The organism is Paenibacillus sp. FSL L8-0502 (genome assembly GCF_038593055.1).
Taxonomy (GTDB): domain Bacteria; phylum Bacillota; class Bacilli; order Paenibacillales; family Paenibacillaceae; genus Paenibacillus; species Paenibacillus polymyxa_D.
Genome location: NZ_CP151958.1, coordinates 4,342,860 through 4,368,473 on the forward strand (window position 1 = coordinate 4,342,860; position 25,614 = coordinate 4,368,473).

22 protein-coding genes and 1 tRNA gene are annotated in these 25,614 nt (G+C 46.0%); 4 read left to right on the forward strand and 19 right to left on the reverse strand.

Features of this window, described 5'->3' with window-relative positions; all coding sequences use genetic code 11:
* Positions 1-21: 21 nt before the first annotated feature.
* The 15 genes from cobA to NSQ57_RS18945 all read right to left on the reverse strand — a co-directional run bounded on the left by cobA (position 22) and on the right by NSQ57_RS18945 (position 18,082).
* On the reverse strand, positions 22-1,578 hold the full coding sequence (gene cobA / locus NSQ57_RS18875; RefSeq protein WP_342425154.1) for a uroporphyrinogen-III C-methyltransferase: 1,557 nt from the start codon (positions 1,576-1,578) through the stop codon (positions 22-24).
* A gap of 4 nt (positions 1,579-1,582) precedes the next feature.
* Positions 1,583-2,509, reverse strand: coding sequence for a hydroxymethylbilane synthase (gene hemC, locus NSQ57_RS18880; protein ID WP_209950328.1), 927 nt, complete (start codon positions 2,507-2,509; stop codon positions 1,583-1,585).
* A 1-nt stretch (position 2,510) separates the two neighbouring features.
* A complete protein-coding gene (locus tag NSQ57_RS18885) occupies positions 2,511-3,158 on the reverse strand; it encodes an NAD(P)-dependent oxidoreductase (protein WP_069011260.1) in 648 nt (215 codons plus the stop codon).
* Positions 3,159-3,166: 8 nt separating this feature from the next.
* On the reverse strand, positions 3,167-3,994 hold the full coding sequence (gene ccsA, locus NSQ57_RS18890) for a cytochrome c biogenesis protein CcsA (protein ID WP_029518408.1): 828 nt from the start codon (positions 3,992-3,994) through the stop codon (positions 3,167-3,169).
* Positions 3,995-4,010: 16 nt separating this feature from the next.
* Positions 4,011-5,405, reverse strand: a complete 1,395-nt coding sequence (gene hemA, locus NSQ57_RS18895; protein ID WP_029518407.1) for a glutamyl-tRNA reductase — start codon at positions 5,403-5,405, stop codon at positions 4,011-4,013.
* 246 nt (positions 5,406-5,651) lie between these two features.
* Positions 5,652-6,050: an adenosylmethionine decarboxylase gene (gene speD, locus NSQ57_RS18900; RefSeq protein WP_025365654.1), complete on the reverse strand. Its 399-nt coding sequence runs from the start codon at positions 6,048-6,050 to the stop codon at positions 5,652-5,654.
* Between the two features lie 268 nt (positions 6,051-6,318).
* Positions 6,319-6,906: a hypothetical protein gene (locus NSQ57_RS18905; protein ID WP_029518406.1), complete on the reverse strand. Its 588-nt coding sequence runs from the start codon at positions 6,904-6,906 to the stop codon at positions 6,319-6,321.
* 287 nt (positions 6,907-7,193) lie between these two features.
* Positions 7,194-7,805, reverse strand: a complete 612-nt coding sequence (gene yihA, locus NSQ57_RS18910; protein ID WP_029518405.1) for a ribosome biogenesis GTP-binding protein YihA/YsxC — start codon at positions 7,803-7,805, stop codon at positions 7,194-7,196.
* Positions 7,806-7,823: 18 nt separating this feature from the next.
* On the reverse strand, positions 7,824-10,160 hold the full coding sequence (gene lon / locus NSQ57_RS18915; protein WP_342425155.1) for an endopeptidase La: 2,337 nt from the start codon (positions 10,158-10,160) through the stop codon (positions 7,824-7,826).
* Between the two features lie 110 nt (positions 10,161-10,270).
* Positions 10,271-11,998, reverse strand: a complete 1,728-nt coding sequence (gene lonB / locus NSQ57_RS18920) for an ATP-dependent protease LonB (RefSeq protein ID WP_029518404.1) — start codon at positions 11,996-11,998, stop codon at positions 10,271-10,273.
* Between the two features lie 218 nt (positions 11,999-12,216).
* Positions 12,217-13,335 carry a flavodoxin-dependent (E)-4-hydroxy-3-methylbut-2-enyl-diphosphate synthase gene (ispG, locus tag NSQ57_RS18925; protein ID WP_025718670.1) on the reverse strand — a complete coding sequence of 373 codons (1,119 nt, stop codon included), beginning with the start codon at positions 13,333-13,335 and terminating at the stop codon, positions 12,217-12,219.
* A gap of 110 nt (positions 13,336-13,445) precedes the next feature.
* Positions 13,446-14,702 carry an ATP-dependent protease ATP-binding subunit ClpX gene (gene clpX, locus NSQ57_RS18930; RefSeq protein WP_013311623.1) on the reverse strand — a complete coding sequence of 419 codons (1,257 nt, stop codon included), beginning with the start codon at positions 14,700-14,702 and terminating at the stop codon, positions 13,446-13,448.
* Positions 14,703-14,714: 12 nt separating this feature from the next.
* On the reverse strand, positions 14,715-15,305 hold the full coding sequence (clpP, locus tag NSQ57_RS18935) for an ATP-dependent Clp endopeptidase proteolytic subunit ClpP (protein WP_016324659.1): 591 nt from the start codon (positions 15,303-15,305) through the stop codon (positions 14,715-14,717).
* Between the two features lie 411 nt (positions 15,306-15,716).
* Entirely contained in the window at positions 15,717-17,030 is a 1,314-nt protein-coding gene (tig, locus tag NSQ57_RS18940) for a trigger factor (RefSeq protein ID WP_028541569.1), read from the reverse strand.
* Between the two features lie 143 nt (positions 17,031-17,173).
* On the reverse strand, positions 17,174-18,082 hold the full coding sequence (locus tag NSQ57_RS18945; RefSeq protein ID WP_185156363.1) for a hypothetical protein: 909 nt from the start codon (positions 18,080-18,082) through the stop codon (positions 17,174-17,176).
* Between the two features lie 257 nt (positions 18,083-18,339).
* On the opposite strand from NSQ57_RS18945, the gene NSQ57_RS18950 reads away from it, so the two are divergent.
* The 3 genes from NSQ57_RS18950 to NSQ57_RS18960 all read left to right on the forward strand — a co-directional run bounded on the left by NSQ57_RS18950 (position 18,340) and on the right by NSQ57_RS18960 (position 20,585).
* Positions 18,340-18,413: transfer RNA gene (locus NSQ57_RS18950), tRNA-Arg, on the forward strand.
* 311 nt (positions 18,414-18,724) lie between these two features.
* Positions 18,725-19,804, forward strand: coding sequence for a hypothetical protein (locus NSQ57_RS18955; protein WP_069011259.1), 1,080 nt, complete (start codon positions 18,725-18,727; stop codon positions 19,802-19,804).
* A 16-nt stretch (positions 19,805-19,820) separates the two neighbouring features.
* Complete coding sequence (locus NSQ57_RS18960) at positions 19,821-20,585, forward strand: exodeoxyribonuclease III (RefSeq protein ID WP_029518401.1); 765 nt, start codon at positions 19,821-19,823, stop codon at positions 20,583-20,585.
* Positions 20,586-20,671: 86 nt separating this feature from the next.
* Here NSQ57_RS18960 and NSQ57_RS18965 read toward each other — a convergent pair whose 3' ends face one another.
* The 3 genes from NSQ57_RS18965 to NSQ57_RS18975 form a co-directional block, all read right to left on the reverse strand.
* Positions 20,672-20,935 (reverse strand): hypothetical protein, encoded by a 264-nt coding sequence (locus NSQ57_RS18965; protein ID WP_342425156.1) that lies wholly within the window; start codon positions 20,933-20,935, stop codon positions 20,672-20,674.
* Between the two features lie 86 nt (positions 20,936-21,021).
* On the reverse strand, positions 21,022-21,300 hold the full coding sequence (locus tag NSQ57_RS18970; protein WP_029518399.1) for a hypothetical protein: 279 nt from the start codon (positions 21,298-21,300) through the stop codon (positions 21,022-21,024).
* 18 nt (positions 21,301-21,318) lie between these two features.
* The gene (locus NSQ57_RS18975) at positions 21,319-22,665 is read right to left on the reverse strand and encodes a GH1 family beta-glucosidase (protein ID WP_342425157.1); all 1,347 of its coding nucleotides are present in this window, start codon (positions 22,663-22,665) and stop codon (positions 21,319-21,321) included.
* A gap of 311 nt (positions 22,666-22,976) precedes the next feature.
* Here NSQ57_RS18975 and NSQ57_RS18980 point away from each other — a divergent pair, with 311 nt between their 5' ends.
* Positions 22,977-24,017 carry a LacI family DNA-binding transcriptional regulator gene (locus NSQ57_RS18980; protein WP_342425158.1) on the forward strand — a complete coding sequence of 347 codons (1,041 nt, stop codon included), beginning with the start codon at positions 22,977-22,979 and terminating at the stop codon, positions 24,015-24,017.
* An 86-nt stretch (positions 24,018-24,103) separates the two neighbouring features.
* On the opposite strand, the gene glpK is transcribed toward NSQ57_RS18980, so the two are convergent.
* Positions 24,104-25,597, reverse strand: coding sequence for a glycerol kinase GlpK (gene glpK, locus NSQ57_RS18985; protein ID WP_342425159.1), 1,494 nt, complete (start codon positions 25,595-25,597; stop codon positions 24,104-24,106).
* Positions 25,598-25,614: the final 17 nt, after the last annotated feature.

The following is a 25,614-nucleotide window of genomic DNA, read 5'->3' on the forward strand; positions in this document are numbered from 1 at the left end:
TCGTTAGTAAAAACAAAAAAATTATAATGTCATAACAGTACTTGAACGTTTCCACTCACACAACGATTGGATCAGACTTTCAATGGTCGCCTTCTCTGACATAAAACTTACAGTCAAGCCGGCTTGGGTAGCTGTCTCACCGGTCAAAGGACCTATCACAGCAATCGTAACTCCCTCCAGCAGCGACACCGGATCATGGATCCCCATTTGTCTGAGGGCTTCTAAGAAAAAGGTTACAGTTGAGGAACTGGTAAACGTAATCGCATGAATGGCACGCTCCTGAAGCAGCTTGAGAAGTTCATCATCCTGTGTGTTGGCTGCTAGCACCGTTTGATACAAATCAGCCTCGGTCACATGAAGTCCCATCTCCCTCAGCTTTTCTGGCAGCCACGGCCGAGCTAGATCACCTCTTGGGAGAAATACGTTCTGCCCTGCCTGCAAATCCTGCTCAAATCCTTCGAGCAAGCCCTCTGCCTGAAATGGGCCCTCGATCTGTTCTGCCACAATTCCGTGCGTCCGAAGCGCGGCTGCTGTAGCCGGTCCGACTGCGGCAATACGCGCTTTGAACAGCATACGTACGTCCTTGCCCTGTTCCTTTAAGTGCGTGAAAAAGTATTCCACTCCATTAACGCTGGTAAAAAACACCCAATCATATTCTGGCAGTCGCGCAAATGCCTCTTTAATTTCCTGTTTGGTTGGCTCGTCCGAAGGGGCGACCGTCTGAATAACTGGAAATTCATAAGGCTCGCCACCAAGCTCTTCTATCCGATGGACCAGACTGCTGGCCTGCGCACGCGCGCGAGTAACCAAAATTCGCTTGCCAAACAAAGGCATGTCCTCAGCCCATTTTAACTGTTCACGTTGATTGACCACTTCTCCGACAACGATGACGGCGGGAGGCTGAAAATTCGCAGCCTTCACCTTAGCTTCAATATCCGCAAGCGTACCCACCAGCGTATCCTGCTCGGCACGGGTTCCCCAGCGGATCAAGGCAACAGGAGTATTTGATGGCTTGCCGTGTTTTATCAGCTGTTCACTGATATAGCCAATCTTTGCTACACCCATCATAAAGATCAGTGTGCCCGTTGCGTTCGTCACTTTATCCCAATGAATACTTTTGTCGAGTTTATCCGGACTTTCATGACCTGTAATGATAGATAGCGATGAGGCCATATCCCGGTGTGTGACTGGAATCCCCGCATAGGCGGGCACACTGATTGCTGATGTGATGCCGGGTATAATTTCATAGGAAATACCATGTTTACGCAGTAGCCCGGCTTCCTCGCCGACTCGTCCAAATATAGTAGGGTCTCCCCCTTTAAGACGAACAACTGTTTTTCCTTCCAAGGCCAAATCCACCAACAGCTGATTAATTTCCTCTTGCTTCATAGTGTGACGATCTGGCAACTTTCCAACATATATTTTTTGGGCCTCTGGCTTCATCAATCCCAAAAGGCGCGGGCTTGCCAGTCTGTCGTACACAATGACATCGCCCAATTGAATGCATTCCCAACCCTTGACCGTAATTAATCTTGCGTCTCCGGGTCCTGCACCTACCAAATATACTTTTCCTGCCATGCTATCATCCCCTCACCTGCGCCAGAATCTGTTCTGCTCCTTTGGCTATCAAACTGGCCGCCACCGCTTCTCCCAGCTTTTGCGGATCATTTCCCTGGAGCGTTTCCTTCAAAATAACCTCGCCATCTGGCGAGCCTACCATGCCCGTAAGGCTGATTTCTTGACCAGCCCAGACGGCATGAGCCCCGATCGGCACTTGGCACCCCCCATTTAACACGCCCAAAAAGGTTCGTTCTGCCGCAACGGTAGCCGAGGTATCCCGGTCGTTGTAAAGGCGCAGCAAGGCCAATAGCTCTTCATCACTCGCGCGACATTCAATACCCAGCGCTCCCTGCCCAACCGCCGGCAAACAGTCTTCTTCCGGTATATAGGATGTAATTCGATCTTTCCAGCCCATCCGATGCAAACCTGCTGCCGCCAAAATGATAGCGTCAAAACCTTCCGTCTCCAGCTTTTTCAGACGGGAATCAATATTCCCACGCACAGGCTCCAATTGTAGATCAGGTCGCATGGACTTGATTTGACTGGCTCTGCGCAGGCTACTCGTGCCCACCTTTGCCCCTTGAGGCAAATCCTCCAGGCTCTCGGCGCCCAATGTGATCAGGCAATCACGTGGATCCTCACGACGCGGTACAGCGCCGTTGACAAGCCCTTCCGGCAATTCGGAAGGCATATCCTTCATACTATGTACTGCCATATCAATCTCACCAGCCAGCATGGCCTGTTCAATCTCTTTGACAAAAAGCCCTTTGCCACCCACTTTGGACAAGGTTACATCCAATATTCGATCACCCTTGGTCAGGATTTTCTTTACGACAAATTGCAAATCCATTCCATGCTCCGCGCATAGCGCGTTCAAATCTTCAATGACATGCCCGGTCTGAGTTAACGCCAGCGCACTCTGTCTGCTGCCTACCACAATTGTTCGCATGTTATTCCTCCTGATTTTGCGCAATCCACAGGTCTATTTGTTGTTCGGTCCAAGCCATAAATTCATGACGGCGTATTTGATCCAAAATTCCGCTACTCGCCAAGCGCCTCAGTAGTTTAGTCCTTTGCTGTGGGGAACTTATCTTACGTTTGATGATCTGTCGCATATCGTGCATGAAATCCAGATATGGCTCGTATTCGCTACCAAACAACGTATCCAAGGCTGATGTAATATCAGCGGTCACAGCGGGGCCTGCCCCTTCTGTAGAGATACTAATCGTCAGTCTCCCTCGTCGGATGATGCCCGGCGTTATAAAATCTCCCTCTTCCGAGCGATCCGCCACATTTACCAGTATACCCCTTTGTCTGGCCTCATGCGCAACCTTATTATTCACTTCTCTCTGGTTCGTAGCGGCATATACAAGAAAGGCTCCCTGGAGGTCACCCTCGCGATATACGCGATTTACCCAGTGGAGCTGCTTGTGATCGGCCAGGACCTGTAAATCCGGCGTTATATTCGGGCTAATGAGGGTAATGGACGCCCCACTTTCCATCATCCCCTTAACCTTTCGTTCCGCAATCCTGCCGCCGCCTACAATACAACAGATCTTATTGTTACAATTCAACGAAATCGGGACAAAATGCTGCAAATGGCTTTTCACTCTCCCGTCCACTGATGAAATACAGACCAGGAATTCAGCAAAAAATTAAGAATCAATAGCGTGTAGCCCACCAATGCCCACTTTGCCATCACAAGCCCTGAACGCTGATTCAATCTTTTGCTCACTAAAAATATAATATACACACACAGGGCAATCGCTGTCATCAGCACCTTGGTATCTAGCAAGAGAAGCCAGCGTTCCTCAGCAATAATAGAAATAACGGCAACTACAATAGAGACTCCCAGCAAAGGAGTACCAATCAACAGCGCCATATGCGTATACCGATCCATCATTTCCAGACTCGGCAGGCGTCTGATCGTGTCATTCCATTTCTTTACTTTCAATTTACGATGCAAAAACAGATATAACCCCGAAAATACAGCTGCTACCGTCATCGCTACAAAACCAAGATTAGCCAGCGCAATATGAATCAGGAGCAGCCCATGCACGGTATGCCAATTTCCAAGTGGATTGTCGAGAGGCTCCATCCATATATTGTTGAGCACCAGCACTGCAAAACTAATAATATTAAGCAGCAATACCGCAAATTCGGAACGCTGATAACGTGTCAAAATCAAAGAAATCAGCACTAAAATAACTGAAAACAGAAATAGAAAATCGTAGGTCACGAAAATAGGAAGGTGCCCTTCATTCCAGGTTCTTATCCCCATATAAGCAAGCTGGAGCACCAGAACGACAACAAGAAGCCCTGTACCTGTCCGTTTAGCATTCGCATTGCGACGAATCCCATCCGAGAATACAAACAGAAGGCTCAGGGCAAAAACATAAATCATTGAATCATATATAAGCATGCCTGAAGCCACGTCTGTTCACCCACTTTTACAGGCTGGCCGGCGCAAACGACGCTGGCAAAGCCTGAGCCTGAACGGTTTTTTCATGAACACCGGCTTCCGGTTTTATTAACGCAGATGCATCGCTTTTATCTACTTTCTGAGCGGCGTCATCCAAACGATCCTCCAGAGCAAAAATGTGGCTAAACATGTCCAGGGCCTCATTCCCCTGTTTTTGGACAGCCAGTTCCTTTACCCGATTGATCGGATCATGCATCATCTGGTTCAGCATGCTCTTCGTCAAACGGCTAATCACTTTGCGTTGCCGTTCATCCAGCTCGGGAAGCTTATTGAACAAGCTTTCCAACGTATCCTGATGTACAGACTCCGCTTTTTCCTGTAATGCACGAATCACCGGACGCACTCCCATCGTTTTCAACCATTGATAAAACTCGCTAAGCTCATCTTCGATCATATGCTCGATTTTTGTAGCTTCGGTACGGCGCATTTCCAAATTGCTCTCCACGATCCCTTCCAGATCATCAATATCGTACAGGAAAACATTCTGTAATTCACCAATAGCCGGGTCGAGATCACGCGGAACCGCAATATCAATCATAAACAAAGGACGGGACTGTCGACGTTTCATACTTGCTTCAACCCGAGTCCGATCCAGAATATACCCCTGGGCACCTGTCGAGCTAATAACAATATCCACGTCCGCCAACCGATTCATGCCTTCCTCCATCGTAACCGGCGTTCCATGGAACTTGGAGGCAAGGTCTTCCGCACGGGACAAGGTTCGGTTGGCTACAATAACCTCGGCTGCTCCGCCGCTGTACAAATGCTTAACCGTAAGTTCACTCATTTTACCAGCACCGAGAATCAGTACCTTTTTATCGGTAAACATCCCGAAAATCCGTTTGCCTAGCTCAACTGCTGCATAGCTGACAGATACGGCACTTTCTCCAATAGATGTCTCTGAATGGGCACGCTTGCCCAATGTGACGGCCTGCTTAAACAACATATTAAACCACGTTGCCGTAATTTTCTGGGATTGAGCCTGAAGAAAAGCGTTCTTTACCTGTCCCAAAATTTGTGTTTCTCCGATTACCATAGAATCAAGACCACAAGTCACACGGAACAAATGCCGAATCGCCTGCTCGTCCTCATATATATATAAATGTTGTGTAAATTGATCACGCGGAATGCCAAACCATTGCTCCATAAAACTGCGTATAAAATAGCCGCACATGTGAAGGCGGTCCACTACAACATATATTTCAGTCCGATTGCAGGTTGCGACAACTACGCCTTCCAACACACTTTTGGTAAGTTTGAGTTGCTCCAGCGCTTTTGGCAAATCTTGTTCTGCAAATGTAAAACGCTCTCTGACTTCCACAGGCGCCGTACGATAATTCAACCCAACAACGACGATGTGCATTGCAAATTCACCTGCCTAAACTGTAATAAGAATAACCACTGTTATCATAAACTATGTTAATTATATCACAGAAGTCCGAATCTCCTCCGGCTGTTTTATGAATTGTTTATGAAAATTGAATAGCTTTCATGAAACCAGCACGTTCTGTATGATTTGATTTAGTGTAGACCACTTTTAAAACAAATAACCATGGAAATGTTCCATGGCTATAATATAGGACGCACAAACGGCTCCATAAAAAACGATTTACACTAACTCAGCCAGCTTGCACTCTGGTGATTCCACCTGAAGTTCTCCCAAGCCGCGAATCAGCTTTTTCGCATATGTTTTTTTCGGTTTTAGAACGGATACCAGGTAATCAATAGCCAGCTGCGGATCGACAGTCTCACCGCAAGTATAACAATCAATAGCGGCAAACCCTCTCTCAGGATACGTATGAATAGAGAGATGACTCTCCGACAACAGTACAAGCACGGTAGCTCCCTGTGGTTCGAACTGCTTGGATTGAACGGACATCACCGTTGCTCCGCAAGCTTCAGCTGCTTCAACTAATTGAGCCTCCAAAAACTGCGCATCATTCAGTAATTCAAACTCAACACCCCAAGTATCTACGGCAACGTGTCTTCCGAAAGTTGAGTACTCCAATTCCATCTTTCGGTTCCCCCTTCCTAGGAATAAAATGTTTGGAAAAATTTCATCCGCTAGGACCTACGTCATTCACTTCCCGAGGGAATAACCTCTCGCAACATTCAATGTCCTGAGTGAATCCTGGTTCCTATATTTCATTTTCAACGAGATTAAAAATAACATCTATGTGCAGCAAATGCAATCATTTTTTAAGAATAAAAAAGCCTATTTCGGTAAAGAAAGGGACTACATGGCATAACGATTCATTCCATATATTCATGCCTTATTAAGCTTCCAGTGCAAATAATTTTGAGCAACTCATTCGAAGCTTGTGGTCAATCTGTTCCAACTCCGAGAAAGTACGCGCCAAATTCCGCTGGTCAAGCAACGAATTAATGAGATGATATACGTCAGATATTTCATTTTCGACGTTCTGATGCTGAAAAAGCTGTTGCAATTCCTGCACCGTATTTTTATATTCGAATACCAGCCTGGAACCTCCGGCATTCTTCTCCATAATTTTACGAACCGTACCTTCATTATAAAAATACACCATAGTGAATCCTTGATACATTCGGTAAACGATGCCTTCGCCCTTAAAACGAACAAAAAGTTTGCGTATAAACAGGGTTAGTTGCGGATGAATTAAGCGACAAGTCAATTCACACACAAACGCTCCCTCTTTGGCTTCAAAAAACAAATGAACTTCCTCACCCGCACTATGCTCCAGAACGATTTCCTGTCTTCCGTTATCTAGAACTTTAATATAGTAATGCACCTGGGGATCATCCACTGCCCGCAAAAATTCGTCCATTTGGGTTTCCGACAAGGTCAAAGTGGTTTTAACATACTCTGTGGCTAACCGCTGAGCCATACCCATCTCCTCAATTCTTTCCTGAACCTATAAGTTTAAGCTTTAAATTTATTATACATCAGACCTAAAGTGCTTTTCTTGCACATCAAATCATAAATTCCCGCCATACATCGGAAATAAACGGAAAATGATGGGGTTGAGACTGCATTATCCCCCATATACTCACTTTTCGGCTTAAAATCCACGAGTTCTTTTTGTTATTATATATTATTCCCACCTATTTAGTAAGTTTATTTTTTTGAAGCCCGAACCATGAAAAAGGGACGTCCTCAAGGACGTCCCTAGCCTTACAATTCCGTCTGCTCTTCTTCGTCATTCTCTATATAGCTGGAGATGACAGACCACAGCTCTTCCTTGCCCATACCTTCTTCGGATGAAAAGGGGATAAACAATCCCCCGGGAAGTATTCCGAGTTCCTGCTTGATTACCTTGTAATGCTTTTCTCGCCGCGTTTTAGGGATTTTATCTGCCTTCGTGCCTACAACACATACGGGAAGCCCGTTATGACGCAGCCAATCATACATCATGATATCGTCCTTGGACGGCGGATGGCGCAAATCTACCATTTGAAGCACCAGTTTGAGTGGCTCACGCTCCAGCAAATAAGACTCAATCATCTGCCCCCAAGCCTTGCGGGACGTTTTGGATACCTTGGCGTAACCGTAACCGGGAAAATCGACAAAATAGAGATCATCATTAATCCGGTAATAATTGAGTTGCTGGGTTTTACCTGGCGTAGAACTGGTACGCGCCAAATTTTTACGGTTAATCAACCGATTAATCAATGAAGACTTTCCTACATTGGAGCGCCCCGCCAGAGCAATCTCTGGCAAAGCGTCCACAGGAAACTGATCGGGACCAACCGCACTTATTATAAATTCTGCTTTTGTTACTTTCATTGTGTCCTTAATTCCTCTCTAATGTACCCTTGCCTGCTCAACCAAAGCATGCTTTAGCACCTGATCCATATGGGCAACGGGGACAAATTCAACATCCTGCCGGATACTGTCGGGAATATCCTTTAAATCCCGTTCATTATCTTTGGGAAGCAGAATTTTTTTGTAGCCTGCCCGGTGGGCAGCCAGCGACTTCTCTTTTAAACCACCAATCGGCAATACACGGCCGCGTAGAGTAATTTCGCCCGTCATAGCCACATCCTTGGATACATGACGGTTGGTCAAAGCTGAAATTAACGCGGTAGCAATAGTAATTCCCGCAGATGGACCATCCTTCGGAATCGCACCCTCAGGAATATGAATGTGGATATCATTTTTCTCATAAAAGTCTAGTTCAATGCCCAGATCAACTGCTTTGGAACGGGTGTAGCTGAATGCCGCCTGTGCAGATTCCTTCATAACGTCTCCCAGTTTACCCGTAAGAATCAGTTTACCACTACCAGGTACGACCGTCACTTCAATCATCAGTGTTTCACCACCGACCTCTGTCCATGCCAAGCCTGTAACCGTACCGATCTGATCCTCCAGTTCTGCAACACCGTAACGGAATTTAGCGATACCCAGATGATCCTTCAGATTATCCGGTGTGATTTGAATTGGTCCTTCGCCACCAGATACAACGGACTTCGCCGCCTTGCGGCACAGAGAAGCCATTTGCTGCTCAAGATTCCGCACACCAGATTCACGCGTATATTCGCGAATGACACGCAGTAGCGTATCCTCCCCGATAACCAGTTGTTCCTCGTCCAAGCCATGCTCTCTCTTCTGCTTGGGCAATAGGTACCGATTGGCGATTTCCAGCTTCTCCAGTTCGGTGTAGCCAGGAATATAGAGCGTCTCCATGCGGTCCATTAGCGGACGCGGGATGTTGTGTGCAGCATTGGCTGTCGTTACAAACATCACATTGGACAGGTCAAACGGCAGCTCAACAAAATGGTCACTGAACGTATTGTTTTGTTCAGGATCAAGCACTTCGAGCAATGCCGCCGATGGATCTCCTCGAAAATCGGAAGCCATTTTATCAATCTCATCCAGCAAAAATACTGGATTAGACGTTCCTGCGGTCTTCATCCCCTGAATGATCCGCCCTGGCATCGCACCAACATAAGTCCGACGGTGACCACGGATTTCCGCTTCATCCCGCACACCTCCGAGAGAGATGCGGACAAATTCCCGACCCATGGATTTGGCAATCGAACGGGCCAACGAGGTCTTGCCGACCCCTGGCGGACCCACGAGACACAGAATCGGTCCCTTAATGGTCTTCACCAGCTTGCGTACAGCCAAATACTCCAATACACGCTCCTTGGGTTTATCCAATCCGTAGTGGTCGTTATTAAGTACCTCTTCAGCTTTGACGATATCCAGATCATCATCGGTAAACTTGTTCCATGGCAAGCTTAACAACCAATCCACATAATTACGGATGACGCCACCCTCGGCAGAGCTTGCCGGCATTTTTTCCAGACGATCGATTTCCTTTTCGACCTTCTCCTTCACCGGAACAGGCAACTCCAGTTCACTTAGCTGGTTGCGCAGTTCTTCAACTTCTCCCGCGCGACCTTCCTTCTCGCCAAGTTCCTTCTGAATTGCCTTCATTTGTTCACGCAGATAATACTCCTTCTGCGTCTTTTCCATCTGCTTCTTCACACGCTGGTTGATTTTACGTTCCAGCTCCAGTACTTCACGCTCATTGTTCAAAATATCCAGAAGCTTCTCCAGACGCTGAGTAACGTCGATCGTCTCCAGTATATCCTGCTTTTCCTTAATTTTGAGTGTCAAATGACTTGTGATTACGTCTGCTAGCCGTCCCGGCTCCTCAATATCCGATACCGCAGCGAGAGTCTCCGGTGTTACCTTTTTGGACAAGTTGATATAATGCTCGAACTGAGTTAATACAGTGCGCATTAGCGCATCCGTCTCAGGCTGTACGTTTTCTGCCTCGTGCAGCTCCTTCGCCATTACCTCGTAATATTCTTCATTGTCCGTATATTGAATAATCTCGGCCCGTTCCAGCCCTTCCACCAATACTCGAATGGTTCCATTAGGAAGTTTGAGCATCTGGCGTACCTTGGCTACCGTGCCGACTCGAAAGATGTCCTCTTGTGTAGGTTCTTCAATATTTACTTCTGATTGAGAACACAGGAGAATCAAATTGTCTTCAACCATCGCTTTTTCCAAAGCCTTGACCGATTTTTCCCGGCCCACATCGAGATGCAGAACCATACTCGGGTAGACCAGAAGCCCTCTTAAAGGCAGCAAAGGAAAACGACGACCTTTTGTCTTGGTGGGTCCCATCGCTTTCGCACCTCCAGTGATTCTCAGGTTCCGGATTTTACAATCCTCAAGTTGTTATCTTTCATATTTTATCAAATGTTTTATGAAAAAACCAATGAAAGGGTGGTTCATCAGCAAGATCCTGTATCTGATATCGTCCCGTTATGCGTTCCATCAGCCTGTAACAAGGAAGATTGGGATGGGCGAAAAGTCTCAATTGGCGCATGTACAGGCGAATCCGACGTTATCTCTTCCCCGAACACATGTCGGAACACTTCGGTAACCGACTGTACGGGAATCACTTTTAAACCCTCAATGCTGTCAAAAAGAGCTTGCCAGTTGTCCTGCGGAATGATCACTTTTTTGGCTCCTGCCTGAAAAGCGGCTTCAACCTTGGCTAATACACCACCAATCGGTTTGACACGACCATGGATGCTAATTTCGCCAGTCATTGCAATTTCATGATCCACCGGAATTCCCCGCATCGCGGAAGCAATGGCTGTTGCCATCGCAATTCCTGCGGACGGGCCATCTACCGGCGTACCCCCAGGAAAATTGATATGCAAATCGTAATTCGACGGAGACAATCCGAGCGTACGCAAAACGGTTAGAACATTTTCTACAGAACCTTTAGCCATGCTCTTACGGCGCAGTGTACGGGACCCGCCTCCGATTTCTTCCTCATCCACAACCCCCGTAATATTATAGCTGCCCTTTCCCTCAGGAACCGGAACTGCTGTAACTTCAATTTCAAGCAGCATCCCCATGTTCGGGCCATATACAGCTAATCCGTTAACGAATCCGATTTGCGGCAAGCCTGGTATTTTTCGGTCAGGACGCGGTTGAATTTGACTACTGCCCGCTACCCATTCGACGTCGGAAGCATTGAGACATTCCCTTTTCTCGGTAAGTGCCAAACCAGCAGCCAGCTGGATCATATTGACCGCCTCCCGACCGTTCGTTGCGTAACGCTGTACAACTTCTACCGCCTCAGGACAAGGGCCAAAGCCTAGCTTGTGGACGGCATCCTCTGCAATACGAGCAATCTCCTGTGGCTGCAAGGCACGGAAATAAATCTCCATGCACCGGGAGCGAATCGCAGGTGGCAGTTCATGCGGCGAACGGGTCGTCGCACCCACCAAACGAAAATCGGCTGGCAAACCGTTTTGGAAAATATCGTGGATATAAGCAGGAGTATTCGAATCTTCCGAGTTGTAATACGCACTCTCCAAAAATACCTTGCGATCCTCCAGTACTTTCAAGAGTTTATTCATCTGCGTTGGATGCAGCTCACCAATCTCATCAATGAACAGCATCCCCCCATGCGCCTTCGTCACAGCTCCGGGTTTAGGTTGTGGGATACCCGCTACCCCCATCGCTCCTGCCCCTTGATAGATTGGATCATGCACTGAACCTATCAGCGGGTCCGCAATACCGCGCTCATCAAAGCGGGCCGTCGTAGCATCAATCTCCGTGAATTTGGCATCTCCCTTGAACGGAGAGGACAGATTCTTCTTAGCCTCTTCCAGCACCACGCGTGCAGCAGCTGTCTTCCCTACACCCGGCGGGCCATAAATAATGACATGCTGCGGATTCGCACTACATAACGCAGCCTTGAGCGCGCGCAGTCCATCCTTCTGACCCACGATATCCTGTAATGTGGCAGGACGTGTGCGTTCAGCCAACGGCTTGGTAAGTGAAATAGAACGCAATTTGCGTAGCTTATCCAATTCCTTGCGGGATTCCCGATCCACCGCACTACGGTTCGTTTTCTGGCTCCGCAGGAGGTTCCAGAAATACAGACCAATAACAATCCCGAAAAACATTTGCACCAATAACAAAATCATAGTCAAGTCCATCGTATTTCCTCCGTTTCTCATCTCAGCAATTTTAAAAATGCCGCTCTATGAAAAACAGTATTTCCTTTTCCGCGATAGCTAAACGGCGGTCTTTCAAAAGATCAGAGAGAAATACAAAAACACCGCGAAGAACAGTTCTGTAGCAGAGCTGCTCTCCACGGCGTTTAAATGATGACAATAGATTATGACTATGCCTCTTTATAATAACTGCTTTTTGCCTACACCTTCTCGGCGGTATGACGTTCTTCACGTCCAGGTATTTTCCCTGTTTCCTCATATGCTTTGACGATGATATCAATTTCTTTTTTCAATTCGTCCACCATATCAGCCTCAGGTACTTTGCGAATCATTTTTCCATAACGGAACAAAAGGCCTTCACCGCGCGCTCCGGCAATTCCAATATCAGCTTCCTTCGCTTCACCCGGGCCATTTACTGCACAACCCAGTACTGATACTTTAATCGGTACCTTGAGTTTTGCAATGTAGTCTTCTACCTCGTTGGCAATAGAGAACAGATCAATATCCAGACGTCCGCAAGTCGGACAAGAAATCAATGTAGCTGCGTTTGTGATTAATCCAAACGTCTTGAGCAACTCACGAGCTACCTTCACTTCTTCCACCGGATCAGCACTAAGTGAAATACGCATTGTGGAGCCGATGCCTGATGCTAGCAAAGCGCCCATACCTGCCGCGCTTTTAACTGTACCCGTAAAGAGTGTACCCGCTTCGGTAATACCCAGATGGAGCGGATACTTAATAATTTCAGCGGCCTTCGTATAAGCAGCAATCGCCATAGGAACATCAGACGCCTTCAGTGACACGATAATGTCATGGAAATCAAGTTCTTCCAGTATCCCGATATGATACAGCGCACTTTCTACCATCGCTTCTGGCGTAGGGTAGCCATACTTATCAAGTAAATGCTGTTCCAATGACCCGGCATTCACACCAATTCGAATCGGAATCCCTTTTTCCTTACATGCCTTCACGACAGCTTCTACTTTTTCACGTCGTCCTATGTTACCTGGATTAATGCGAACTTTATCAATCCCATTTTCAATTGCCAGTAGAGCCAGCTTGTGATTAAAGTGAATATCTGCAACTAGCGGAATATGAATCCGTTTTTTAATTTCCTTAATGGCTGCGGCAGCTTCCTCATTGTTGACGGTAACCCGCACCAGTTGACATCCGGCTTCTTCCAAGCGAAGAATCTCGGCTACAGTTGCTTCCACATCTGCTGTTTTAGTTGTACACATGCTTTGGATGATGACTTCATTGCTGCCGCCAATCGTCAGATTCCCGACTTTAACGGGACGTGTGTCTTGTCTTAAGAACATGTACTTTTCTCTCCCATTAACGCCAAACCTCCACCCCTTAAAACCTCATACAGGTTTAGTGAAGTGGAGATCCGGCTTCTCATGTTTTAGAGATCGCGAAGTATCAATCCTTAGGCGCTCTCTTCTTGTTTTTTATCCTTATCTGTACCACCGAGTTCCGGTGCGATTTTGTCTTTTACAACCTGCTCATTGATGACGCAAGTAGTCACATCCTCACGGGAAGGAACCTCATACATTACGTCCAGCATAATACCTTCGATGATCGCACGAAGGCCACGGGCACCCGTGTTACGCTTGATCGCTTCACGAGCAATGGCTTCCAGAGCATCTTGCTTAAACTCCAGTTGCACATTATCCAGCTCAAGCAGCTTCTGGTATTGCTTGGTTAACGCATTTTTCGGTTCGGACAGAATACGAACCAATGTGTTCTCATCAAGCGGCTCCAGCGTAGAAATTACTGGCAAGCGTCCTACAAATTCCGGTATCAGACCGAATTTCAAAAGATCCTCAGGCAATACCATTGAAGTATATTCGCCTGGTTTCAGGTCTTTTTGTTCGCTGGTAGCGTTGAAGCCGATAACCTTTTTACCGATACGGCGTTTGATCATTTGCTCCAGACCATCAAAGGCACCACCGCAAATGAACAGGATATTCGTGGTGTCAATTTGAATAAACTCTTGATGTGGATGCTTGCGACCGCCTTGAGGTGGTACAGAAGCAACCGTGCCTTCCAAAATTTTAAGCAACGCCTGCTGTACACCTTCACCCGAAACGTCACGCGTAATGGACGGGTTTTCGGATTTGCGGGCTACTTTATCAATTTCGTCAATGTAGATAATGCCGCGTTCGGCTTTTTCTACATCATAATCGGCAGCTTGAATCAGTTTCAGCAAAATATTTTCAACGTCTTCACCCACATAACCTGCTTCCGTAAGGGAAGTGGCATCTGCGATAGCAAAAGGAACGTTCAAAATTTTAGCCATGGTTTGCGCAAGCAACGTTTTACCCGAACCTGTAGGTCCAAGCATCAAGATGTTACTTTTTTGCAGTTCCACATCATCAATTTTGTTTTGAGTATTAATTCGTTTGTAGTGATTATATACCGCTACAGACAACGATTTTTTCGCTTGATCCTGACCAATAACATATTGGTCCAGAATGTCACGGATTTGCATTGGTTTCGGAATGTCTTTCAGATCTACTTCTTCTTCATGACCCAATTCCTCTTCTACAATCTCCGTACACAACTCAATGCATTCGTCACATATATATACGCCCGGTCCGGCAACAAGCTTGCGAACCTGATCCTGAGATTTACCGCAGAAAGAACATTTCAATTGTCCTTTTTCATCATTAAATTTAAACATAGAGCCACCCCTTTACAGATTAATCGGTTTAGACAGCACCTGGTCAATGATACCGTATGCTTTTGCCTCTTCCGCTTCCATGAAGAAATCCCGGTCAGTATCACGTTCGATTTTTTCGAGGGGCTGACCCGTACGCTCTACATAGATTTGATTCAGCTTAGCACGTGTTTTGATAATCCAGTCCGCATGAATCAGCATATCGGAGGCTTGCCCCTGAATGCCACCAAGTGGCTGATGAATCATGACTTCACTATTGGTAAGCGCGTATCTCTTACCTGGCGCACCCGCTGTTAGCAGCAACGAACCCATACTTGCAGCCATGCCTACACAGATCGTCGATACGTCCGGCTTAATGAATTGCATTGTATCATATATACCCATGCCCGCAGTTACAGAACCGCCTGGCGAGTTAATGTACAAATTAATATCCTTCTCTGGATCTTCCGCAGAAAGGAACAATAGCTGTGCAATGACGAGATTGGCGACATCGTCATCAATCGGGCCACTTAGGAAAATAATACGATCCTTAAGCAACCGCGAGTAAATATCGTAAGATCGTTCTCCTCGATTCGTTTGTTCCACAACCATAGGGACGAGACTCATCACGACCAACCTCTTTTCTTTATTAAAATGAACACCTGTATTCATCCGCTTCCTTATGTCCCATTAAAACGGAAGCAGCAAGCATGAAACGTGAACACCTTACAAAATATTTTAACATGTTCAGAGTCTCGTGTCATATTTGCATGCGCTCATATATGCAGTGCGGGCTATTTACAGTACACTCTGCCGAGACCTTCTCATATTTAACCATGTTTCGTATGTATGTGCAAATATACGGTAGTGACTTATGTAAAACAAGAAAACGCGACTCACAGCACTTTCCATAAACGACTAAAATTTGGGTTATCAAAGGTAAAAATAAGGCACGTAACTTTCACTACGTGCCTTATCCCTATCTAATTACTACGTTTCAGCTTGTTACAGCATACTCCGTATATTTTATCGTCTGAATTACTCAGCAGCTTCAACTGGCGCTTCTACTTCTTTGCTGTTTTCCACCAACAAAGCAATGGTTTTGCGCAGTGAAATTTCTTCTTTCAGGTTAGCGAACGAGCCGTTACCTTCCAGAATGCTACGGATTTCTTCAACTGAACGTTTGTAAGCTTCAGCCATGTTTTTCAGTTCTTCATCAATTTCCGCTTCGGAAACTTCGATGTTTTCTGCTTTAGCCACTTGCTCCAGCACGAGGTTGTTACGTACGCGCTTCTCAGCATCAGCTTTCATTTGCTCTTCCAGGTCTTCCTTGCTTTGACCAGAGAATCCAAGGAACATTTCAAGGTTCATACCTTGGCTACGCAAACGGTTGTCGAAATCGCGAACCATGTTTTGCACTTCGCTCTTCACCATTGCTTCAGGAATGTCGATTGTTGCATTCTCAGCAACCTTCTCCACTACAGCACCCTCGCGAGCTGCTTTAGCTTCGTTTTCCTTACGATCCAACAATTGCTTTTTCAAGTCTTCCTTGAATTCAGCCAGTGTGTCAAATTCGCTTACATCTTTAGCAAATTCATCGTCCAGCTCAGGAAGAACTTTGCGTTTCAGTTCGTGAACTTTCACTTTGAATACCGCTTGTTTGCCAGCGAGGTCAGCAGAATGGTAGTTCTCAGGGAACGTTACTTCAACGTCCTTGGAATCGCCAGTGTGCAAACCAACCACTTGCTCTTCAAAACCAGGGATGAATGTGTTAGATCCCAGTTCCAAAGAATACTTCTCAGCTTGTCCGCCTTCGAATGGTACACCGTCCACGGAACCGTCGAAGTCAATAATAGCTGTATCACCGGATTGAGCAGCATCTTCATCAACGACAACCAGTTCAGCATGACGTTGTTGCAGGCGCTCCAGTTCTTGAGCCAGTTCTTCGTCGCTTACTTCGAGTTTGCTTACAGGCACTTCTACGCCTTTGTAATCGCCCAAAGTCACTTCAGGTTTAACAGTAACCTTTGCTTTGAACTTGAAAGATTCGCCTTTAGCAAATTGATCAATTTCAACGTCAGGGCTGTCAACCGGGAAGATGTCCGTTTGCTCTACAGCTTGGCTGTAAGCTTCTGGCAACAGGATGTCAATTGCATCTTGGTACAGACTTTCAATACCATAGCGTTTTTCAAAGATAGGACGTGGTACTTTACCTTTACGGAATCCTGGTACACTTACTTGTTTTGCCACTTTATTAAAAGCTTTGTCGAGTGCAGCGGCTACACGATCCGCGTCAACCTCAACTTCAAGAACCCCAAGGTTCTTCTCTATTTTCTCCCAAGTTGCTTTCATTTTATGCTTTCCCCTCCAACAAAATCTTCACTTAGTTTTCATTACAATCAACGCACACAAAATAACCACTATAGTATATCTAACATTACTGTCTTTTTCAAGAGCAGCCCTTTGAATGCTTCACAGGTAAACGTTTCCGGTCACTAAGGAGTGTGCATTCCCGCCGCTACGAATAGTCGCATCGACCGATACGCCTGCTCAAAACGGAAGCGCAACGCATCTGTAATACCATATATAGCACGGGTTTCTTCCTCATTATTATTACCGTTCAAACTTTCCGAAACGGTCTGATGGAGTGCTGCAGCCCAAATATCCGGCATTCCGTCCTCTTCCACCAACATGGATCTATAATCATTCGTACCGTATACTGCCATCACAAACTGTGACCACAACTCCTGTGCAAAATAGAATAGTGTAGGCTCGTGCACCTCAGTCTGATCAGCCACCCGTTCCAAAATACGCATAATCGACTCTGGAAAATCACCAGGCTGTAACGGAACCGTTTCAATGTCGATTTCCGCTTGTTCATCACCCCGTCTGATTTCTATCGTCCCTTCCATTCCGCGTCGTCGCATTGTCTGTAGAACACGGAATTGAAGTAAAGGATGGATTTCCCGGTCCGTAATCCAGCGAAGCAAGGCATCGTCGATTTCTGGCAGTTCCAAATAGGACAACTGCTCCAACGCTAAAATCGTCTGTTCGGATAAGGGTTCATCCATAGCCATCCGCAACAGCTTGTTGCCGTAGCCCGCATCCTGCTCCTGCTTAAAGCGTGCATGACGGCGAGCTAACTCTACTTCACTGACCTCTTCTTCCACAGCGTCCGTTACCGCCCCGCTGTCAGCGTACTGTGGAAATGCAGCTTCCAGCCATTGTAATAGAGCGTTCCATTCATCGTATTGCTTCTGCTCCTGTCCCTGACACTGCATTAAAAAACGCAGCATCGCCATCGCCTCTCCGTAACGTTCGTTTTCAAGCATCACGGTAAGTTGGATTTGATAATAGTCCAGTGTCTTCGGAAACAATACAATATTATTTTCTTTTGTCGTCACCTTGGAGTCCTTTATTCAAGGCACCCCCTCTCCTTCACAAGCTCAAGTATTTGTAGATTATATGAGAAACAGTAGCCGAAGTCCAACCACTCGTCTTACACATATTCACCTGTATTCTAACATACCCTTTTATAAGGCAAAAAAAACTACGTCTACTCAGAATTTATGCTGTATAAAGCCTAAATAAGCGATATATGCAAAATAAGACTTGAATTTCTTTTATCCATATGATATATTAATATTCGCTTGAATTTTATGTCCCAGTAGCTCAGCTGGATAGAGCAACGGCCTTCTAAGCCGTCGGTCGGGGGTTCGAATCCCTCCTGGGACGTCATAACAAGAAGCTTCCATAATGGAGGCTTTTTTTGTTCTCATGAAATAACTCACAGGGGAACGTCGGCCCATCGGCATCGTTAGCCTATACTTCGCAATCAACCATAGGGAGAGTATCTCTCTTGATAAATTACATCAAAAAAAGCTTCCGCAAGGGAGCTTTTTTTGATGATAAATAATGTAGAAAGAATAGTCTGCCACGCTACTTTAGGCGCTGGTTTCAAGTCACTACTCTTTCAATAAAACGCAGATATTGCTATCATCTATCATGTTACACCATTTTGAAGTAAAGGAGGTTGGCTGACTCCCTTGACTACGAATAAACTCCAAAAGTCGCGGGAAATTCATCGTTTTGTTGCCACTTTGCTTTCTATATTAGGTACTGGATTGGGTATGTTTTATCTCGCCATTCCTTCCTATATGATTGGAGGAGCGGCTCTGATCATCACACAGGGAATTCTGATCTATTTTACATTATTTTCTCTCGGATACCTGCTTATTATTTCGGGACCGCTGGCCATTATTCTCCACATTTTAGGCATTATTTTTACAATACGATCTTTTCAAATTACAAGCAATGTGGGTAGCGCGCCGACAAGTGCATCGTTGCCTTCCAAATGGCGCATGTTGCTCAGTCTCACTGTGGGAGCTACACTTCTACTTCTTGCAGTCACAATGAAATACGTAGATATTATAGAACCTTTTACACAAACAGGTGAAAATAAACGCAACGTAGCCGCAGAATCAGAGCAATATCTGGAGCAGAAATACGGAGAGGACTTTCAAATTCAAAATATTAGCTATCATAGTATTCCCTTCACTGAATATACCATGGAGGCGATCTCTAATCGTCATCCTTCCGTCCTCTTTAACATGACCAAGCGTCCTTATGAGGATGTCCCATTTAGAGAAAAATATCTTAACGCCCTTTGGGAGAGCCAACTGGACATGAAGCTCAAACCTGTTATACAGAAGCTATACAATGATGCAGCCGCTGTTCATTCTGGGGTGCAAGAAGGGGAAACAGATAAAATGATCAAAGAATACGACGATTTTAAACTGAATCCCGAAGCGGTCGGCGATCAATATATTCGTATAATTGTATTCGAGGATCTAACTGACTCAGGATTGTCATTGGAAAAAGAACGGGTATTACAAACTGCAAAAGTTCTCAAAACAGTGTTGGCCGGAAATAAAGCCTCATTAGACATCGAATACTTCCCTTCGGCTATGAATACCAACCGAAACCTTAAGGCAATAGAACTAAACGATTATATGTTTGGTCAGGACCATTTTGATGAAAAGACCTATGAAGTCAAGATAGAAGACATTTATAAGCTTATGTCAACAAAGGATATACAAATCACATCGCTTGACCGCGTGAAGTAGCAAGGAGATTAATCAAATGAAATTAATATCTTGGAATGTAAATGGCTTAAGAGCCTGTGTGACCAAAGGGTTTTATACTTATTTAAAAGAAACGAATGCCGATATTTTTTGCGTACAGGAAACGAAGCTTCAAGAAGGGCAGATCCTCATGGAGAACATGGAGGAATACACACAATACTGGAATTATGCTGAGAAAAAAGGATATTCCGGCACGGCTATTTTCACCAAAATCAAGCCGCTCTCTGTGCATTATGGACTTGAAGAAAATGAAGAACCGGAGGGCCGAACCATCACTTTGGAATTCGAAAAATTTTATCTCGTCAATGTGTACACACCAAATACCAAACGGGACTTATCCCGACTGCCCTACAGACTGGAATGGGAAGACCGTTTTCGCAGCTACCTGCAACAACTGGATGCTTTGAAGCCTGTCATCGTGTGTGGAGACTTGAACGTAGCTCATCAGGAGATCGATCTCAAAAACGCCAAAGCTAACTACGGAAATGCCGGTTTTACGCCTGAGGAACGGGAACGCATGTCACAGCTGCTAGACGCCGGATTTATAGATACCTTCAGAACCTTTTATCCTGACCGGACGGATGTTTATTCCTGGTGGTCCTACATGCCAAAGGTGAGAGAAAGGAATATTGGCTGGCGGATCGATTACTTCCTCGTCTCGGAGAGACTTCGTTCGCTATTGATGGATGCGAACATTGATTGTCATATTACAGGCAGTGACCACTGTCCTGTGATATTGGAGTTGCAAGATATTTCAGCATAAGCCCCCTGCCCTGACACAAGGATTTATGAAACTTTAAAAAGCGGTCATGCTCTGTTATTGCAGCATGACCGCTTTAATGAATGGAGCTATGTCCCCAAATATACCTCGATACGGGAAATCAACCGCTCTCTCACATCTTGTGCCTCTTTATGATCTAATATAGCCTGTCTTATCGTCTTCTTTTCGCCACTAGCGTAATGCAGTACATACTGGGTCACTATGCATTCCGGTGGATAAGTATCCTTGCGATCCGTATTAAAATAAGTCACCTGACAGCTTCCGAGAAAACAGAAAGATAGCTCACCTGTAGCTGTGAACAGCCAGCCTGGCAGCTTGGGCTCCAGCTTCAAGGATAGGCCCCTATGATCATAGCCAAACGGCTACCCGCCCGTCATCATCCATATCCACATATGAATAAATTCTGCCGTAGATCCGCTCAGCCTCGCGATATATCCCGTTCCATGCAAACTTGCATCAGGATTAGCACTGCTAGCAATAAAGGAGCTGTTCGGTTGGCCGGAAAAAACTCCATGATAGCTCCATTCTTATCCTCCACACCAAAGCTCGCAATTCCTTGTCCACGATTAACATAATACGCCCACAGAGGAATTCCCTGAACACCAGCAATACCGGGTAGAAAACTGGAAAAGGGCTTGGCCTGCGCAAAATTCTCAATCACAAAACGTCCTTGATCGTCAAAATAATACTGCTGCATCGTGCACCCCTTTTCTTTTTAAAACCCGTTATTCGCCATCATTTGCTTGAACCACAGCGCACTTTGTTTGGGTGTCCGTTCCTGCGTATCGTAATTGATGTGTATAATACCAAAACGTTTGCTGTATCCCCAGGCCCATTCGAAGTTATCGAGGAATGACCATACAAAATAGCCCTTAAGCTGACCTCCCTCCCCAATAAAGCGATGGCATGCCTTTAAATGTTCCTCAATGTAATGCTGACGCCCAATGTCTTCAATCTTTCCATTCACCAGTTCGTCCTTCATCGCTGCTCCGTTTTCTGTAATCAGGATGGGTAATCCTCTGGTAAAATCCTTCTCAATCCGTGTCAGCAGCTTATAAAAGGATTCAGGGTGAATCTCCCATCCCATATCCGTTACCGGTTCCTCTATGGAAATCTGCTCGACCTGAAGCAACGAAGCGTCTGTAGTCGCTCGAATGATACTGCGGGCGTAGTAGTTGATGCCCAAAAAATCCCCTGGCTGCTGAATCAGCTCCATATCACCAGGCTGTACAAAATCCAATCCGTTCAAATGCTCCCCGTACCATTCCACCATATCCTCAGGGTATTTCCCGTTAAACAATGGCTCGGCAAACCAACGATTAATAAAGCCATCCCGCCGGACAGCAGCGGCTACATCCTCGGAGTGTTCAGAGCCTGCATCGACATGCTCCATGTTCAGCGTAATACCGATATTGCCCGTCAGGCCCTTTTCCTTGTGTAAGTTCATGGCTATCCCGTGACACATCAGAATATGATGAGCGGCAGCAAGAGCTTCCCTCCAGTTCTCATGGCCGGGGGCATGCTCGCCTGTGCCATAGCCCAAAATAGAGGCGCAGTAGGGCTCATTTATCGTATTCCACCAGCTTATACGCTGTCCAAATCGATCCATGATTACAGAGGCATACGTTTTAAAATGTTGGATAGTCTCTCGCTGCGTCCAGCCACCCTCGTCCTCAATCCATTGCGGCAGATCCCAATGATACAGCGTCAGCATTGGAATTAGCCCAGCCGACTCAATCTCATCCAGCAGACGCTCATAGAAGAGTAGCCCCTGTTCGTTAACCACGCCAGGTGCGGGAATAATGCGCGGCCAGGCCACGGAAAAACGGTAATGTAAAAAGCCAAGTTGCTTCATTAATTGCACGTCTTCCTTAAAGCGGTGAAAATGGTCACAAGCCACATCTCCGCAGTCCCCTCCGATCACCTTCCCGGGTACTTGACAGAAAGTATCCCAAATAGAAGGCGTTCTTCCTTCCTCATCCACGCCACCTTCAATTTGATAAGAAGAGGTCGAAGTTCCCCACATAAACGTGGTGGGGAATGTATAGGTATTCTCATTCATACTTGGTATCATCCTTTCAGGAATCAAGACTTCACAGCTCCGGCTATCTTAGAATAAATGCACTTACCTTTACGAAAGCGGTTTAGTTAATTACAGCTACTATTATGTATCGGATAGCCTGTATTTGTAAATAGAGATTTGTAAATTATCAAATAAAATACAAATCACCGTTATTACTCCTTAAAATATTAGGAACCATCCTTTATTAGCACGGTTGACTCACTTCTATGAGGTAGCATAGAATACGAGTAATCATTAATTTTGAAAAACAAAGTCAATTTAACTAAATCAGTTTAGTTGCGGAGGATTCCATGAATATAAAAACAATAGCTAGCATGGCAGGCGTTTCAGTAGCAACGGTTTCGAAAATCATTAACAATTACACAGACATCAGTGAGGAAACCCGGCAGCGGGTACTTAAAATCATGGAGGAAACAGGCTATAGACCCTCCTCCTCGGCTAAAACGCTTGCTACCAAAAAATCTAATCTGGTAGGCGTTATATTTGCTGGTAAGCTGAATGTTGATTTTAGTCATCCTTTTTTTGTAGATATCATTAATGTCTTCAAAAAACAGATTGGCTTGCTCGGTTACGATCTGCTGTTTTTTTCAAATGAGAAATTTCTGGATAATGGAGAGGACTATTTGGCACGCTCGAAATATTTTTCAGTGGACGGGTGCATTATTATCGCTGGAGATGAAGTGGAGAAGAGTGTTTTTGATCTCGATGCCAGCCCTATCCCCTGTATCGGTGTCGATATTGAACTAACCGGAGCCAGTTCTTGCTACATTATGTCCGACAATCAGAAGATTTCAATGAAGGTTGTTGAGCACTTTTACATGAATGGATACCGCGACATGGGGTTTATAGGCATTGAACGCCCCTCCTTGGTTATTAAAGAGAGAGAGGAGGCCTTTATTGCTTCACTAAAACGGTTTAGTCTTGATGTTAGACCTGAATGGGTCGTGTATGGTAAGGACTACGCGGCAGAAGATGGATACCAGGTCGCGAAAGCGTGGATACAGCAAGGAAATTTACCAAAAGCTATTTTTGCGGCGACCGACCTGCTTGCCTTTGGTGCCATACGTGCTTTCAAGGAAAGCGGCTTGAGGGTACCCGAGGATATTGCTGTAGTGGGATGTGATGATATAGAAGCCTGTCGTTATACCGAACCTCCACTGACGACTGTAAAACAAGACAAGCAAAAAATAAGCCGTCTAGCTGCTATGGTGCTGTTTGACCTGATGAATAAACAAATGGATACCAAATGTATTAAAGTCGAGCCGGAACTGGTCATTCGTAGTTCCTGCGGAGCCGGCCAACATTGGAACCATACGAAGGTCAAAGGTTAGCTCATGCCTTAAAAAAGATGACTCCTGATAAGACTCAGAAGTCATCTTTTTGCAGTTTAATATTCAGAGACCCAGCGCTTAATCATTTACTTGTAGGCCATCATCGCATTCACAGCCTTTTTCCAGCCTTCATACAAGCCTGCACGTCTTGATTCATCCATATTCGGGGCAAAAGAGGTTTCCACCCTCACCCGCTTACGAAGTTCATCCGTACTCTTCCAATATCCAATAGCCAAACCTGCCAGACATGCAGCCCCCAGTGCCGTCGTCTCATGGATCACTGGCCGCTCCACCGTTGCATCTAAAATATCGCTCTGGAATTGCATCAGAAAATTGTTCAATACAGCTCCTCCATCCACCCGCAGCGTCTTCACCGCAATACCTGAATCGATCTCCATGGCTGTAAGCACATCTTTGGTCTGATAAGCGAGTGACTCCAATGTGGCGCGGATAAAATGCTCCTTCGTGGTCCCTCGTGTTAGGCCGAACATCGCTCCGCGCACCTCGCTATCCCAGTAGGGGCTCCCCAGTCCGACAAAAGCGGGGACAAGATACACTCCTTCCGTAGACGAAACACGAGCGGCATAAGGCTCACTGTCCTTCGCTTCACGGAACATACGCAGCCCGTCTCGCAGCCACTGGATCGCCGACCCCGCTACAAACACACTCCCCTCGAGTGCGTATTGCACTTTGCCTTCCTCCAGTCCCCAAGCGATGGTCGTAATCAGGCCGTGTTTAGATTCAACAGGCTGATCCCCCGTATTCATTAGCATAAAGCAGCCTGTGCCGTAAGTATTTTTGATCATCCCTTTTTCGTAACATGCCTGACCGAACAAGGCTGCTTGCTGGTCACCTGCTGCACCGGCGATCGGTACATTCTGACCGAAGAAATGATAATCCACGGTGTGCGCATATACCTCAGAAGAAGGTCTTACCTCAGGCAGCATGATTTTCGGAACACCCAGAATGTCCAGCAGCTCTTCGTCCCACTTTAGCTCATAAATGTTGTACATGAGCGTCCTGGCTGCATTCGAGTAGTCCGTCACATGTGCCTTTCCGCCGGATAGTTTCCAGATCAGCCACGAGTCAATCGTACCGAATAACAGGTCACCTCGTTCCGCCTTTTCCCGCGCGCCCTCTACATGGTCCAGTATCCACTTTACTTTAGTGCCTGAAAAATACGGGTCGATCAGCAGCCCTGTTTTGCTGTGAAACAGTTCCTCGTGCCCTTGTCGCTTCAATTCTTCACAGATGTCCGAGGTTTGGCGTGATTGCCATACGAGTACATTATATACGGGCACTCCTGTATTTTTGTCCCACACAGCCACCGATTCTCGCTGATTGGTAATGCCGATGGCAGCCACTTGATTTGCTTTTACACCGGATTCGGAAAGACAGGAGGCAATGACTCCGAGAATAGAGCTCCAGATTTCATTCGCATTCTGCTCTACCCAGCCGGGATGAGGAAAATATTGCGGAAATTCTCGCTGAGCCGAGTACACTACATCTCCCTCGCTATTGAACAAAATCGCTCTTGAGCTTGTCGTTCCCTGATCTAGTGACAAAATATATTTTCCCATTGTTCATCTCTCCCCGT

What these genes read in the sequence shown, in the direction of transcription:
- NSQ57_RS18905 (WP_029518406.1), bottom strand. Translation starts at nt 6,906, where the DNA reads ATGGCTCAGCGGTTAGCCACAGAGTATGTTAAAACCACTTTGACCTTG.
- clpX (WP_013311623.1), bottom strand. Translation starts at nt 14,702, where the DNA reads ATGTTTAAATTTAATGATGAAAAAGGACAATTGAAATGTTCTTTCTGC.
- lonB (WP_029518404.1), bottom strand. Translation starts at nt 11,998, where the DNA reads ATGGACTTGACTATGATTTTGTTATTGGTGCAAATGTTTTTCGGGATT.
- hemC (WP_209950328.1), bottom strand. Translation starts at nt 2,509, where the DNA reads ATGCGAACAATTGTGGTAGGCAGCAGACAGAGTGCGCTGGCGTTAACT.
- cobA (WP_342425154.1), bottom strand. Translation starts at nt 1,578, where the DNA reads ATGGCAGGAAAAGTATATTTGGTAGGTGCAGGACCCGGAGACGCAAGA.
- NSQ57_RS18980 (WP_342425158.1), top strand. Translation starts at nt 22,977, where the DNA reads ATGAATATAAAAACAATAGCTAGCATGGCAGGCGTTTCAGTAGCAACG.
- lon (WP_342425155.1), bottom strand. Translation starts at nt 10,160, where the DNA reads ATGGGACCCACCAAGACAAAAGGTCGTCGTTTTCCTTTGCTGCCTTTA.
- NSQ57_RS18970 (WP_029518399.1), bottom strand. Translation starts at nt 21,300, where the DNA reads ATGCAGCAGTATTATTTTGACGATCAAGGACGTTTTGTGATTGAGAAT.
- yihA (WP_029518405.1), bottom strand. Translation starts at nt 7,805, where the DNA reads ATGAAAGTAACAAAAGCAGAATTTATAATAAGTGCGGTTGGTCCCGAT.
- tig (WP_028541569.1), bottom strand. Translation starts at nt 17,030, where the DNA reads ATGAAAGCAACTTGGGAGAAAATAGAGAAGAACCTTGGGGTTCTTGAA.
- clpP (WP_016324659.1), bottom strand. Translation starts at nt 15,305, where the DNA reads ATGAGTCTCGTCCCTATGGTTGTGGAACAAACGAATCGAGGAGAACGA.
- NSQ57_RS18960 (WP_029518401.1), top strand. Translation starts at nt 19,821, where the DNA reads ATGAAATTAATATCTTGGAATGTAAATGGCTTAAGAGCCTGTGTGACC.
- glpK (WP_342425159.1), bottom strand. Translation starts at nt 25,597, where the DNA reads ATGGGAAAATATATTTTGTCACTAGATCAGGGAACGACAAGCTCAAGA.
- NSQ57_RS18975 (WP_342425157.1), bottom strand. Translation starts at nt 22,665, where the DNA reads ATGAATGAGAATACCTATACATTCCCCACCACGTTTATGTGGGGAACT.
- ispG (WP_025718670.1), bottom strand. Translation starts at nt 13,335, where the DNA reads ATGTTCTTAAGACAAGACACACGTCCCGTTAAAGTCGGGAATCTGACG.
- hemA (WP_029518407.1), bottom strand. Translation starts at nt 5,405, where the DNA reads ATGCACATCGTCGTTGTTGGGTTGAATTATCGTACGGCGCCTGTGGAA.